General features: G+C 69.6%; 10 protein-coding genes and 2 pseudogenes. 6 read left to right on the top strand and 6 right to left on the bottom strand.

What is annotated here, in order from left to right:
* Positions 1-2: 2 nt before the first annotated feature.
* Positions 3-2,141, top strand: a complete 2,139-nt coding sequence (locus ACZ499_RS36715) for a prolyl oligopeptidase family serine peptidase (protein WP_468681099.1) — start codon at positions 3-5, stop codon at positions 2,139-2,141.
* A gap of 25 nt (positions 2,142-2,166) precedes the next feature.
* Here the strand turns inward: ACZ499_RS36715 and ACZ499_RS36710 are convergent, their stop codons facing one another.
* Complete coding sequence (locus ACZ499_RS36710) at positions 2,167-3,231, bottom strand: hypothetical protein (RefSeq protein WP_468681096.1); 1,065 nt, start codon at positions 3,229-3,231, stop codon at positions 2,167-2,169.
* Positions 3,232-3,679: 448 nt separating this feature from the next.
* Between ACZ499_RS36710 and ACZ499_RS36705 the strand changes: the two genes are divergently transcribed.
* From ACZ499_RS36705 to ACZ499_RS36685, 5 genes are all read left to right on the top strand, one after another.
* Entirely contained in the window at positions 3,680-4,708 is a 1,029-nt protein-coding gene (locus ACZ499_RS36705) for an ABC transporter permease (protein WP_468410770.1), read from the top strand.
* 158 nt (positions 4,709-4,866) lie between these two features.
* Positions 4,867-6,519, top strand: coding sequence for an ABC transporter substrate-binding protein (locus ACZ499_RS36700; RefSeq protein ID WP_468681094.1), 1,653 nt, complete (start codon positions 4,867-4,869; stop codon positions 6,517-6,519).
* Positions 6,520-6,583: 64 nt separating this feature from the next.
* The gene (locus tag ACZ499_RS36695; RefSeq protein WP_468410766.1) at positions 6,584-7,561 is read left to right on the top strand and encodes an ABC transporter permease; all 978 of its coding nucleotides are present in this window, start codon (positions 6,584-6,586) and stop codon (positions 7,559-7,561) included.
* 64 nt (positions 7,562-7,625) lie between these two features.
* Positions 7,626-8,693, top strand: coding sequence for an ABC transporter ATP-binding protein (locus ACZ499_RS36690; protein ID WP_468681091.1), 1,068 nt, complete (start codon positions 7,626-7,628; stop codon positions 8,691-8,693).
* A 59-nt stretch (positions 8,694-8,752) separates the two neighbouring features.
* Positions 8,753-9,895 (top strand): ABC transporter ATP-binding protein, encoded by a 1,143-nt coding sequence (locus ACZ499_RS36685; RefSeq protein WP_468681089.1) that lies wholly within the window; start codon positions 8,753-8,755, stop codon positions 9,893-9,895.
* A 230-nt stretch (positions 9,896-10,125) separates the two neighbouring features.
* On the opposite strand, the gene ACZ499_RS36680 is transcribed toward ACZ499_RS36685, so the two are convergent.
* The 5 genes and pseudogenes from ACZ499_RS36680 to ACZ499_RS36660 form a co-directional block, all read right to left on the bottom strand.
* The gene (locus ACZ499_RS36680) at positions 10,126-11,154 is read right to left on the bottom strand and encodes an ABC transporter ATP-binding protein (RefSeq protein ID WP_468681087.1); all 1,029 of its coding nucleotides are present in this window, start codon (positions 11,152-11,154) and stop codon (positions 10,126-10,128) included.
* Positions 11,147-12,121: an ABC transporter ATP-binding protein gene (locus tag ACZ499_RS36675; RefSeq protein ID WP_468681086.1), complete on the bottom strand. Its 975-nt coding sequence runs from the start codon at positions 12,119-12,121 to the stop codon at positions 11,147-11,149. The genes ACZ499_RS36680 and ACZ499_RS36675 overlap by 8 nt, the downstream gene beginning before the upstream one ends.
* 13 nt (positions 12,122-12,134) lie before the next feature.
* Positions 12,135-12,632 (bottom strand): annotated as a pseudogene (locus ACZ499_RS36670) (ABC transporter permease); the annotation flags it as partial.
* Between the two features lie 228 nt (positions 12,633-12,860).
* Positions 12,861-13,016 (bottom strand): annotated as a pseudogene (locus ACZ499_RS36665) (ABC transporter permease); the annotation flags it as partial.
* Positions 13,017-13,143: 127 nt separating this feature from the next.
* Entirely contained in the window at positions 13,144-14,067 is a 924-nt protein-coding gene (locus tag ACZ499_RS36660) for an ABC transporter permease (RefSeq protein ID WP_468681084.1), read from the bottom strand.
* Positions 14,068-14,203: the final 136 nt, after the last annotated feature.

Here is a 14,203-nt window from a genome sequence, read left to right as displayed (position 1 = left end):
CCATGACCTCAATTGCCCCTGGGAAACCCTCGTTTCCCCGTCAGTACGCCAGGACCCAGCGCTTCACGCTCGGTGCGCCCCGCGCCTTCACGGTGGCGCCGGACGGCAGCCGGGTGGCTTTTCTGAGGGCCCCTGGGGGTACGGATCCGGCCAACAGCCTCTGGGTGCTCGATCTGGAGGACGGCGCGCACGAACGGCTCGCGGCCGACCCCCGGGCACTCCTCGGCGGAGCCGTGGAGGAGCTGTCGGAGCAGGAGAAGGCGCGGCGCGAGCGCAGCCGCGAGGGCGCGGCGGGCATCGTCGGCTATGCGACCGACGCGGCGGTGGAGCTGGCCGCGTTCGCCCTCTCGGGCCGGCTGTTCACGGCCGAGCTGCGGGCCGGGACCACCCGTGAACTGCCCGTTCCCGGCCCGGTGATCGACCCGAGGCCCTCGCCCGACGGCCGCCTCGTCGCCTATGTGGCGCGGGGCGCCCTGCGCGTGACCGGGGCGGACGGCGAGGGCGACCGGGCGCTCGCCGAGCCGGAATCGCCCGAGGTCACCTATGGGCTCGCGGAGTTCATCGCGGCCGAGGAGATGGAGCGCCCGCGGGGTTACTGGTGGTCGCCCGACGGGAACGCGCTCCTGGTGGCGCGGGCCGACGACAGCCCCGTGCGGCGCTGGTGGATCGCCGACCCCGCCAACCCCGACCGCGAGCCGCAGCGGGTCGCGTATCCGGCGGCGGGCACGCCCAACGCCGAGGTGCGGCTGTTCCTGTACGGGCTCGACGGCTCCCGGACCGAGGTCGTCTGGGACCGGGAGCGCTACCCGTACCTGGCACGGGTGCACTGGTCGGCGGCGGGTGCCCCGCTGCTCCTGGTGCAGGCCCGGGACCAGCGGGTGCAGATGCATCTGACCATCGACACCACCCCCACCGCCTCCGGGAAGACCCGGACGGTCCACGCGGACGAGGACGCGGTGTGGCTCGATCTTTTCCCCGGCGTCCCGGCCTGGGCGCCGGACGGACGGCTGGTGCGGATCGCGGACGAGGGCGGGGCGCGCGTGCTCGCGGCGGGCGACCGCCCGCTGACCGGAGGGCAGCTGCAGATCCGGGCCGTGCTCGACATCGGGACCGACGACATCCTGGTCTCGGCGTCGGCCGGCGAGGCGGCCCGTGCTCCCGAAACCGGAGAGATCCATGTGTACCGGGTCAATGAGCTGGGTATCGAGCGGGTTTCGGAGGGTTCCGGGGTGCACTCGGCGGTCCGGGGCGGGCCGGTGACGGTGCTCACTTCGGCCCGTCCGGACAGCCCGGGCACCACGGTCCGGGTGGAACGGGACGGCAAGACGGTCGCGGTGGTCGACTCGTACGCGGAGACCCCGGTGCTCACGGCCAGGGTCCGGCTGACCGAGGGGGGCGCACGCCGCATCCCATGCGCCGTGCTGCTCCCCGCCGATTACTCGGAATCGGACGGTCCTCTTCCTGTGCTGATGGACCCCTACGGCGGCCCCCACGGCGCGCGCGTCCACGCCGCGCACAACGCCCATCTCACCTCGCAGTGGTTCGCGGACCAGGGGTTCGCGGTGATCGTGGCCGACGGGCGCGGCGCACCCGGCCGCTCCCCCGGCTGGGAGAAGGCGATCCGGGACGACTTCACGCTCACCCTCGACGACCAGATCGAGGCGCTCCATGGCCTCGCGGGCACCTTCCCGCTGGATCTGGGCCGGGTGGCGATGCGCGGCTGGTCCTTCGGCGGCTATCTGTCGGCGCTCGCGGTGCTGCGCCGGCCCGACGTCTTCCACGCGGGGATCGCGGGCGCGCCGGTGACCGACTGGCGGCTCTACGACACCCACTACACCGAGCGCTACCTCGGCGACCCGCAGAGCAGCCCGTCGGTGTACGAGGCGAACTCGCTGGTCACCGACTCCGGTCTGTCCCAACCGGCCCAGCAGCACCGGCCGTTGATGATCATCCACGGCCTGGCGGACGACAATGTGGTGGCCGCACACACCCTGCGTCTCTCCTCGGCCCTGCTCGCCGCCGGCCGCCCCCATGAGGTGCTGCCGCTCACGGGCGTGACCCATATGACCCCGCAGGAGCAGGTGGCGGAGAATCTGCTGCTGCTCCAAGTGGACTTCCTGAAGCGCTCGCTGGGGATCTGAACCCGGCTCCTCACCGCCGCCGGCCTCACCAGCCCGGCGGCGGTGAGGAGGGCGGCGGGGGCGGGCCGTAGCCCGGGGGCGGCGGGCCGAAGCCGCCGCCGTGGGCGTCCTGCGGCGGCTGGGGCGAGTAGGGCGCGTACGGCGGTGACTGCGGTGTCCACGGCGCCCCGGGCGCGCCCGCCTGGTCCTCGGGGCCGCGCCGGGCGAGCACCGGGACCAGGGCGATACCGGCGGCCAGCTGGAAGAACCACGTCAGCACTTGCAGCTGGGCGCCGGTCTCCAAGTCCCCGAAGTGGTCGAGCAGTTCGAACCGTACGGCCAGAGCGATCCCGATGGCGCCGGAGGCGGTGAGGACGGCGGCCGCCACCAGACCGAGCGGCCGTACGTGGACGGCCCGCGCCAGCCCGCCGCCCGCGGCCGTCAGCGCGATCGCCGCGAGGACGACCGCCACCCAGCCGCCGGGCATCCAGAGCAGCGGCAGGTGCTTGCCGGTGAACCGCGCCTTGTACTGCTCCCCGGAGAGTTCCACGGCCCAGTAGATCTCCCAGGCCACCGCCACCAGACCGGCCGCGCCGAGCAGCAGGAACGCGGTGGTCCCGGCGCCCGGACCGGGCCGGGCCTGCGACCGCGGGCCGGGGACGGCGTCGGGTCTGCGTCCGGCGGCGGCCGTGATGACCAGGGCGAGCCCGGCCGCCAGCGCCGCGAAGGTGCTGAGCAGTGCCCGCCGGTGCAGATCGTGCAGGGCGGTCGAGTCCGTCCAGTCGTCGTGCAGCACCCACAGGGAGGAGACCCGAAGCGCCGCGGTGACGGCGCCGACGCAGCTCAGCACGGCCGCGGCGGCCGGTGAGCGGGGCACGACCGCGGCCGCCACCGCGTAGACCACGAGCAGGACGGGGTCGAGGACGCCGGTGGTCAGCGGGGTGCCGCCGCGGTGCTTGGGCGCGCCGGTCCAGAACCACCAGAGGTCGGACAGGCTGCGGGCGGCGTGGATGTCGCGGGCGATCCAGGCGGCCGTGAGCAGCGCGAGGAAGGCGCACAGGACGGCGCCGGTCAGCCGGGCCCCGGCCGTGAGTGTCTGTGGCTGCGTCATGCCCCTTGCCGTCCCCCCGGTTGGCGTGGCGAGCGCCTGCTCGGGCGAATCCTCCACCCGCGGTGCTCGGATGGACAAGAGGGGTGCGTGGCCCGGGCGGGCCGGAGGCAGCCGGCCGGGGCGACTTGGCCGCCCCGGCCGGCCTACGGCACCCGCACGGCCGTACGGTGTTCAGCGTGGCGCGTTCGTATATCGGTGTTGCGTCAGTCAAGTTGCCTGCTTGTTAACGAAATTGATGGGCATTTATGGAGTCATGTCGCCCGCTCCGCCGCCCTGTCAAGCACGCAGTCGCCTCGATGTGCGAAATCTTGTGCCAAGTTCTTTCGTGATCACACACCAGCATGCTCCAACCTCTTGACGCACAAGGCCGGGCCCATGAATGTTCCGGTCAATCAATGACGCCTTTTTCGGGCGCCGTTCGACTCTCTCGGTGCGGGGGCTATGCGCGATGACGAGTTCAACCCAGGCCGCCACAGAACCAACTGATCCCCTTCCGCCTGGCGGGGATTCGGGCACGGGCACGGGACTGACGGCGACCGAACTCATGGGACGCTCTCCCGGCCGCCTCGCATGGGCGCGCTTCAAACGCGACCGGGTGGGCATCGCCTGTGCCGTCACGGTGCTCGCCTTCATTCTCGTCGCCTTCACGGCACCCTTGATCGCGAAGCTGTACGGAAAGGATCCCTATCAGCTCTACGGCCAGGACCGCGGGCTGCTGAACAGCTACGGCATTCCGCTGAAGCCCAACGGCGGCATCGACGGGGACTTCTGGTTCGGCGTCGAACCGAACCTGGGCCGCGATGTGTTCACGCTGCTGATCTACGGGATCCGGACCTCGCTGTTCATCTCGCTGGCGGTCACCGTGGTCTCGGTGGCCACCGGGGTGCTGATCGGCCTGGTCCAGGGCTATCTGCACGGCAAGGTCGACTACTTCCTGGGCCGGTTCTCGGACCTGATGCTGTCGTTCCCCCAGCAGTTGTTCTTCATCGCCTTCACCCCGGTGATCGTCGCGCTCTTCGTCTCGCCCCGGGACGAGGAACCCACGTACGTGCGGATCGTGGCGCTGATCCTGGTGCAGTTCCTGCTCGGGTGGATGGTGGTGGGCCGGCTGGTGCGGGCCCAGGTGCTTTCGCTGCGGGAGCGCGAGTTCATCGAGGCGGCCAGACTCAGCGGCGCCTCGAACTGGCGGATCATCCGCAAGGAAGTCCTGCCGAACATCTGGTCGACCGTCCTCGTTCAGGCCACACTCCTGCTTCCGGCCAATGTCACCGCGGAGGCGGGACTTTCCTTTCTGGGCGTCGGTATCCAGCCACCGACCCCGGACTGGGGGCTGCTCTTCCAGTCGGGCGCCTCGTACTTCGAGTCCGACGTCACCTTCATGTTCTTCCCCGGCATCGCGATGCTGATCTTCGTCGTCGCCTTCAACCTGCTCGGGGATTCGGTCCGGGACGCACTCGACCCCAAGACCGTCCGCTGAACCGTCCACATCCTGACAGGCAGGAATCAATGAGAATTCGCAAGGCGCGCTACGCCTCCGCGTTTCTGGCGGTGGGGGCTTTGACACTGTCTGCTGCATGCAGCAGCGGCGGGGCCGACGATGGAAAGAAACCCTCGGACGACGGCAAGAAAGCGTCGGTGCAGAACTTCGGCATCGGCACCAAGGCCGACTCCACCGGCCCGGCGGTGCCCGTCGAGGGCGCCAAGCCGGGGGGTACGGCCTACGACCTGGACCAGGCGGGCTTCGACTATCTGGACCCGGGCCAGCAGTACGTCAGCGACATGCTCTCGCTGCAACTGCTCTACAACCGCTCGCTGACCGGATACAAGATCGACGCCAAGACCGGCAAAACGATTCTGGTCGGCGACCTCGCCACCGACACCGGCACCTCGTCGGACGGCGCCAAGACCTGGACGTACACGCTCAAGGACAACCTGAAGTTCGAGGACGGCAGGCCGATCACGTCCAAGGACGTCAAGTACGGCATCGAGCGGCTCTTCGCGGACTACCAGACGCAGGGCCCGCAGTACGTCCAGAAGTGGATGCTGGGCACCGACTACCGCAAGGCCTACAAGGGCCCGTACGACGGCAAGGAGCTGCCCGACACGGTCCTGGCGACGCCCAACGACAAGACCATCGTCTTCCACTTCAAGGACGCGCACGCGGACGCCCCGTACGCGATGTCGATGCCGAACGTGTCGCCGGTGCCCAAGGACAAGGACGACAAGCAGAAGTACAACAACCACCCGGTCGCCGCCGGTCCGTACAAGATCGCGGACTACAAGCCGGGCAAGTCGCTGTCCTTCGTGCGCAACACCAACTGGGACCCCAAGAGCGACCCGATCCGCAACGCCTACCCTGACAAGTGGGAGTTCCAGCTCGGCATCGCCGAGCCGGGCCTCACCAACCGGATGGCCGCCCAGTCCGGGCCCGACAAGTACGCCGTGAACATGTCCGGCTCCGCCGACCCGTCGAAGATGCAGACGCTGACGACGGACTCGCAGTACAAGTCGCGGACGGTCAACGAGTACCAGCCGTACGTCGAGGTCATGAACATCAACACCAAGCGGATCACCAACCCCAAGGTCCGCCAGGCGATCATGTACGCCTTCCCGATGCAGCAGGTGCAGCAGGCGTTCGGCGGCGGTGCGCAGGGTGAGCTCGGCACCACGCTGATCAGCCCGACGGTGGCCGGCTGGGCGAAGTTCGACCCGTTCGGCAAGCTCGCCAAGCCCATGGGCGACCCGGAGAAGGCCAAGGCGCTCCTGAAGGAGGCCGGGGTCACCACCCCGGTCAAGCTCTCCTACGCGTACGCCAACACCCCGCGCTGGCAGAACGTCTCACTGACCCTGCAGAAGGCGCTGGAGAAGGCCGGCTTCCAGGTGGAGCGCAAGGCCATCGACCCGACCTCGTACTACACGGTGGTCGGCAAGGTGAACACGCCGTACGACATCTACCGCACCGGCTGGGGCGCCGACTGGCCGAGCGCCTCGACCGTGGTCCCGCCGACCATGGACGGCCGCAACCTCCAGGACGGCACCAACAACTACGCGTTCCTGAACGACCCGAAGGTGAACTCCGAGATCGACCGGATCATGGCGCTCACCGACATCGGCAAGCAGAACGACGAGTGGCGCAAGCTCTCCGAGTACGTGCTGCAGAGCGACACCTCGCAGATCCCGTTCATCTACGACAAGTACTTCAACCTGCACGGCGACGGCCTCGGCGGCGTCACCTACAACCAGGTCTTCGGCACCATCAACGCGAGCACCATCTTCGTGAAGCAGTAGCAGTGGCGGCCCGGTCCCCGGCCCGGCTCACGGGCCGGGGACCGCATACAGACGGAAGAGTCCGATGCTCCGTTTCCTTGTGCGACGACTGCTCGGCGCCGCGGTCATCCTGCTGCTGATCAGCGCCATTACGTACTTCCTCTTCTTCTTCCTGCCCTCCGACCCCGCGCTGCTCTCCTGCGGCAAGAACTGCGACCCGCAGAACGTCGCGCTGATCCGCAAGAACCTCGGACTCGACCATCCGATCTGGGTCCAGTACTGGCACTTCATGGTCGGCATCTTCGCCGGGCGCGACATGCCCGTCGGGCACTGCCCGGCGCCCTGCTTCGGCTACTCCTTCGCCGACCAGCAGCTGGTGTGGAGCACCATCTCCGACCGCTACCCCACGACGCTCTCGCTGGGCGTCGGCGGCGCCGCGATCTTCCTGACCGTCGGCGTCGGCCTCGGCCTCGTCTCAGCCTGGCAGCAGGGCAAGCTCTTCGACCGGATCGCGAGCGCGGCCTCGCTGCTCGGCCAGTCCGTGCAGATCTACTTCATCGGCCCGATCGCCATCCTGCTGCTCTCCACCAAGACGCACATCTTCAACCGCGGCCAGGACCCCCACTGGTCGAGCGACCCGGCCGCTTCCGTCTCGGGGCTGCTGCTGCCCTGTCTGATCCTGTCGGTGATCTTCTGGTCCAACTACAGCCGTCAGACACGGTCGTTGATGGTCGAGCAGATGTCGGAGGACCATATCCGCGCGGCCCGCGCCAAGGGCATGAGCTCGCGCTACGTCTTCCTGCGGTACGCGCTGCGCGGCGCGATGGCCACCGTCATCACCATCTTCGGCGTCGACCTCAGCGCGGTGCTCGGCGGCGCGATCATCACCGAGGTCACCTTCGGGTTGCACGGCCTCGGCTCGCTGTCGGTGCAGGCCGTGCTCCGCAGCGACCTGCCGCTGGAGATGGCCGTGATGCTCATCGGCGCCACGATCATCGTCCTCTGCAACATCGTCGTCGACATGGCGTACGCCTTCATCGACCCGCGGATCCGGCTCTCCTGAGAGCACGTCGACCCTCACGGTCCCGGGACCCCGGGACCCAGGAACCTCCGGAGGAGAACCGTCCGTGAGCACCCTCAGCCAGCCCGAGGCGAAGCCGGTCGCCGACGCGTCCCGCGGCTTCCTCTCGGTCCGTGACCTGTACGTCCACTTCGCCACCGAGGACGGCACCGTCAAGGCGGTCGACGGGCTCTCGTTCGACCTGGCGCGCGGCTCGACGCTGGGCATCGTCGGCGAGTCGGGCTCCGGCAAGTCCGTCACCAACCTCGCCGTCCTCGGCCTGCACAACCCGCGCAACACCACGATCCGGGGCGAGATCCTGCTCGACGGGCAGGAGCTGACCGGCGCCTCGGAGCGCCGGCTCGCCCAGCTGCGCGGCAAGAAGATGGCGATGATCTTCCAGGACTCGCTGGCCGCGCTCTCGCCGTACTACACGGTGGGCCGCCAGATCGCCGAGCCGTACATGAAGCACATGGGCGCCTCCCGCAAGGAGGCCCGCGAGCGGGCGGTCCAGATGCTCACCAAGGTCGGCATCCCGCAGCCCAAACTGCGGGTCGACGACTATCCGCACCAGTTCTCGGGCGGGATGCGCCAGCGCGCGATGATCGCGATGGCGCTGGTCTGCGACCCGGAGCTGATCATCGCGGACGAGCCGACGACCGCGCTCGACGTGACCGTCCAGGCGCAGATCCTCGACCTGCTCAAGGACCTCCAGCAGGAGACCGGCTCCGCGATCATCATCATCACCCACGACCTCGGTGTGGTGGCGAAGACCGCGGACGACGTGATGGTGATGTACGCGGGCCGCTGTGTGGAGCGCGGCACGGTACGGGAGATCATGCGCACGCCCCGCCACCCCTACAGCTGGGGGCTGCTCGGCTCGATCCCCCGGCTCGACTCTCCCGTCGACCTGCCGCTGGTGCCGATCCCGGGGACACCGCCGAGCCTGCTGGCACCGCCGCCGGGGTGCCCCTTCCACCCGCGGTGCGCCTTCCCGGACCAGGTCGCGGGGGGCGCGTGCCGCACTGCGCGGCCGGTGATCCCGGAGGACGAACCGCACGGGGCCGCCTGTCATCTGACACCAAATCAGAAGTCCACCATCTTCGCCGAGCAGATCCGGCCGCGACTGCGCTGACCCGGTCGCTGCCCCTTCGCCGACCAGCCGACCGGCCGACCAGGAGTCGAGAACACATCATGAGCGAACAGCTGAGCCTCACCAAGGTTCCGGGGCCCCGCGACCAGGGCGGCGAGGAGGGCCCGGAGCCGTCCGCCCCGCTGCTCGAAGTGGCCGGGCTCGTCAAGTACTTCCCGATCACCAGCGGACTCGTCCTCAGGCGCCACGTCGGGGACGTGCGCGCGGTGGACGGCGTCGACTTCACCATCGGGCAGGCCGAGAGCCTGGGCCTGGTGGGCGAGTCGGGGTGCGGCAAGTCGACCACGGGGCGGCTGATCACCCGGCTGCTCGAACCGACCCGGGGCACCATCACGTACGAGGGCCGGGACATCAGCCACGCCTCGCGCAAGGAGCTGGCGCCGATCCGGTCCGAGATCCAGATGATCTTCCAGGACCCGTTCGCCTCGCTCAACCCGCGCCAGACGGTCGGTGACATCATCTCCAACCCGATGGCCGTCAACGGCGTCAATCCGCCGGGCGGGCGCGAGAAGCGGGTGCGGGAGCTGTTGGAGGTCGTCGGCCTCAACCCCGAGCACTACAACCGGTTCCCGCACGAGTTCTCCGGCGGGCAGCGCCAACGCATCGGCGTGGCACGGGCGTTGGGGCTCAGGCCCCGGCTGATCGTGGCGGACGAACCGGTCTCCGCGCTCGACGTGTCGATCCAGGCGCAGGTGGTCAACCTGCTCCAGAACCTCCAGCGGGAGATGGGGATCGCGTTCCTGTTCGTCGCCCACGACCTGGCGATCGTGCGGCACTTCTCGCAGCGGGTCGCCGTGATGTACCTGGGCCGCATCGTCGAGATCGGCGACCGGGCCTCCATCTACGACCGGCCCCGCCACCCGTACACGCACGCGCTCCTTTCCGCCGTGCCGGAGGCGGTGGTGGACGACGAGGGCGAGGGGCGCGAGCGGATCCGGCTCGCCGGTGACGTGCCGTCCCCGATCGACCCGCCTTCGGGGTGCCGGTTCCGTACGCGGTGCTGGAAGGCGCGGGAGCGCTGCGCGCTGGAAGTACCGGAACTGGTGCGGCTCGACGGCAACCGGGAGGGGCATCTGACCGCGTGCCACTTCCCCGAGGAACCGACGGTCGCGGCGCGGGGCGAGGATGTCGTGCTCGATCCTGCGCTTGCCGCGATCGAGGAGGCGACGGACACAGCCCATTGACCCGAGTTCGTAGTGCCTCCGCTCGGAGGCCGGGCCCGCGTCCGTACACCCCGTTACACCACGGACGCGGGCTCCGGCGTGCCGACCTTTGTCTGCGGCCCGGTGGGGGCTGAGCGCGCAGTTCCCCGCGCCCCTAGGGGGTACGGGCGAGGGCGAGGGCGAAGCCGAGCATTTCAGGGGCGCGGGGAACTGCGCGATCAGCCACAGACGGCCCGCAGACGAACACCGGGTCACTCCCTCGGCACCACCCTCTTCTCCTCCGCGAAGTGGCACGCCGACGGGTGGTGGGCCGGACCGTCCAGGAGTTGGAAGACCGCCGGGACCGCCAGCTCCGGGACTTCCAGCGCGCAGCGCTCCCGCGCCTTCCAGCAGCGCGTGCGGAAGCGGCAGCCCGAGGGGATGTTCGCCGGGGACGGGACGTCGCCGGTCAGGATGATCCGTTCGCGGTGCTCGCGCGCGGACGGGTCCGGCACCGGGACCGCCGAGAGCAGCGCCTGGGTGTACGGGTGCGTGGGGTGGTCGTAGATCTCGGCGTCCCGGCCGGTCTCCACGATCCGGCCCAGGTACATCACCCCGACCCGGTCCGAGATGTGCCGCACGATCGACAGGTCGTGCGCGATGAAGACGTACGACAGGGAGAACTCGTTCTGGAGGCGTTCCAGGAGGTTGACGACCTGCGCCTGGACCGAGACGTCGAGCGCGGAGACCGGCTCGTCCGCCACGATGATCTCGGGCTGGAGGGCGAGGCCGCGCGCGATGCCGATGCGCTGGCGCTGACCGCCGGAGAACTGGTGCGGGTACCGGTTGATGTACTCCGGGTTGAGGCCCACCACGTCCAGCAGGTCCTGCACCTTGCGGCGCCGGTCGCCCTTGGGAGCCACCTCGGGGTGGATCTCGTACGGCTCCCCGATGATGTCCCCGACCGTCATCCGCGGGTTCAGGGACGTGTACGGGTCCTGGAACACCATCTGGATGTTGCGGCGGACGGATCTGAGGGCCTTGCCGGACATGCTGGTGATGTCCTCGCCCTTGTAGGCGATCCGGCCCGCCGTCGGGCGCTCCAGGTTCACCAGCATCTTGGCGACCGTCGACTTGCCGCAGCCGGACTCGCCGACGATGCCCAGGGTCTCGCCGGCCGCCAGGTCGAAGGAGACCCCGTCGACCGCCTTCACCGCGCCGACCTGCTTCTTGAAGAGGATGCCCTGGGTCAGCGGGTAGTGCTTGACCAGGTCGCGCACTTCCAGAATCGCCTCAGCCATTCAGGCACTCCTTCCAGAAGTGGCACGCGCTCCTGCGGCCCTCGGAGACGTGCGCCAGCGGCGGTACGTCCGTGCGGCACACGTCCTGCGCCATCGGGCAGCGCGGATGGAAGGCGCAGCCCGACGGGATGTGCATCAGATTGGGCGGCAGGCCCTTGATCGCGTACAGCTCCTGGCCCTTCTGGTCCAGGCGCGGGATCGAGTCGAGCAGGCCGCGCGTGTACGGGTGCGCGGGGGCCTTGTAGATCTCGTGGACCGGAGCCTCCTCGACGATCCGGCCCGCGTACATCACCGCGATCCGGTCCGCGACGTCCGCGACCACCCCGAGGTCATGGGTGATCAGGATCAGCCCCATGTTCATCTCGCGCTGGAGCTGCGCGAGCAGGTCCATCACCTGGGCCTGGACGGTCACGTCGAGCGCCGTGGTCGGCTCGTCCGCGATGATCAGCGCGGGCTCCAGGGCCATCGCCATGGCGATCATGATGCGCTGGCGCATACCGCCGGAGAACTGGTGCGGATACTGCCCGACCCGCTCCTCGGCGGCCGGGATCCGCACCCGTTCCATCAGCTCCACCGCCTTGGCCTTGGCGTCGGCGCGGGACATCCCCTTGTGCACGGTGAACATCTCGGCGAGCTGCGCGCCCACGCTCAGCACCGGGTTGAGCGAGGACAGCGCGTCCTGGAAGACCATCGCCATCCCGGAGCCGCGCACCTTGCGCCGCGCGTCCTCCTTGAGCTTCAGCAGGTCCTGGCCCTGGAAGACGATCTCGCCGCCGGTGATCCGGCCCGGCGGCATGTCCAGGATGCCCATCACGGCCTGCGCGGTCACCGACTTGCCGGAGCCGGACTCGCCGAGCACGGCCAGTGTCTCCCCGGCCGCCACCGAGTAGGTGACCCCGTTGACGGCCTTGGCGATCCCGTCCCTGGTCTTGAACTCGACCTGGAGGTCGCGCACTTCGAGCAGCATGGCGTCCAACTCCTCAGCGCAGCTTGGGGTCGAGGGCGTCGCGCACCGCGTCGCCGAGCATGATGAACGCGAGCACCGTGATCGCCAGCGCCCCGGCCGGCCACAGCAGCATGTGCGGCGCGTTGCGGATGTACTGGGAGGCGGCCGAGATGTCGATGCCCCAGGAGACGGACGGCGGCTTCAGCCCGACGCCGAGGTAGGAGAGCGTGGCTTCGAGGGAGATGTACGTACCGAGCGCGATGGTCGCCACGACGATCACCGGGGCCACCGCGTTGGGCGTGATGTGGCGCAGCAGCATCCGGGAGTTGGAGGCGCCGAGCGCGCGGGCGGCCTGGACGTAGTCGTTCTGTTTGGCGGTGATCACCGAGCCGCGCGCGATCCGGGCGATCTGAGGCCAGCCGAGCAGGATCATGAAGCCGATCACGGGCCAGACGGTGGTCGAGGTGACCACGGACAGGAACACCAGACCGCCGAGCACCACCGGGATACCGAAGAAGATGTCGGTGATCCGGGAGAGCAGCGCGTCCCAGCCGCCGCCGAAGAACCCGGCGAGCCCGCCCAGGACCGAGCCGAAGAGCGCGACCCCGAGGGTGGTGCAGAAGCCGACGGTGACCGAGGTCCTCGCCCCGTACACGGTCCGGGTGTAGACGTCGCAGCCCTGGCCGTCGTAGCCGAAGGGGTGGCCGGGCCGGGAGCCCAGCTGGGCCTTGGAGAGGTCGCACTTGAGCGGGTTGCCGGAGGCGATCAGGGACGGCCACAGCGAGATGACGACCAGGAAGAGGATGATCAGGCCGGAGATGATGAAGACGGGGTTGCGCCGCAGATCCCGCCAGGCGTCGCCCCAGAGGCTGCGGGGCTTGCCCGCGGGGCCGGTGCCTTCGGGTCCGCCCGGCATCTTTTCGAGCGTCGCCCCCTCGCTGATCGCGAGGTCCATCGGGCCGCTGGTGCCGGTGGGGGCGATGGCTCCCTGGCCGACGCCGCCCGCGCCGGTCGCGGCGATCGCACCTTCGTCGAAGTCGGGCTCAGGCATAGCGGATCCTCGGGTCGAGTACGGCGTACAGGAGGTCGACGACGAGGTTCGCCACCAGGAACACCAGCACCAGAACGGTCACGAAGCCGACGACGGTCTGCGTGCTCTGGCGCAGGATGCCCTGGTAGAGCTGGTAGCCGACGCCGTGGATGTTGAAGATCCGCTCGGTCACGATCGCCCCGCCCATCAGGGCGCCCACGTCCGTACCGATGAAGGTGACCACCGGGATCAGCGAGTTGCGCAGCAGATGGCGGGTGATCACCCGCCATCTGGGAAGGCCCTTCGCCACGGCGGTACGGACGTAGTCCGCGCGGGAGTTCTCCGCGATCGAGGTCCGGGTGAGCCGGGTGACGTACGCGAGCGAGACCGAGGCGAGGACCAGGCCGGGGACCAGGAGCTCGTTGAACGGCGCCTCCGGGGACACGGACGGCTTGATCCATCCCCACTCGACGCCGAGCAGCAGCTGGAGCACCAGACCGGTGACGAAGGTGGGGATCGCGATGACCACCAGGGTGAGGATCAGCACCGCGGTGTCGATGGGGCGGCCGCGCCGCAGCCCGGTGATCACGCCGAGGGTGATGCCGATGACGATCTCGAAGAGGATCGCGATGATCGTGAGCCGGATGGTGACGGGGAAGGCGGTCGCCATCAGCTCGGTGACCTTCTGGCCGTTGAACGCGGTCCCGAAGTCACCGGTGAACACGTTCCCCATGTACGTCGCGTACTGCTGCCAGACCGGCTTGTCGAGGCCGAACTCCTGCTTGAGGCGGGAGGCGGTCGCCGGGTCGCAGGCCTTGTCGCCGCACAGCCCCGCGATGGGGTCGCCCATGACGTTGACCATCAGGAAGATCAGCAGCGTGGCGCCGAAGAAGACCGGGATCATCTGCAGCAGACGCCGGATCACATAACGTCCCATGAACTGCTCCGAGGGTCTGGGAATCCGAAGGTCCGGGAAGAGGTGGGGGGGGGGGGGGGGGGGGGGGGGGGGGGGGGGGGGGGGGGGGGGGGGGGGGGGGGGGGGGGGGGGGGGGGGGGGGGGGGGGGGGGGAGGG

The sequence above is a fragment of the Streptomyces sp. NPDC031265 genome, assembly GCF_055570295.1.
This window is presented reverse-complemented; position numbering and strand designations above follow the sequence as displayed.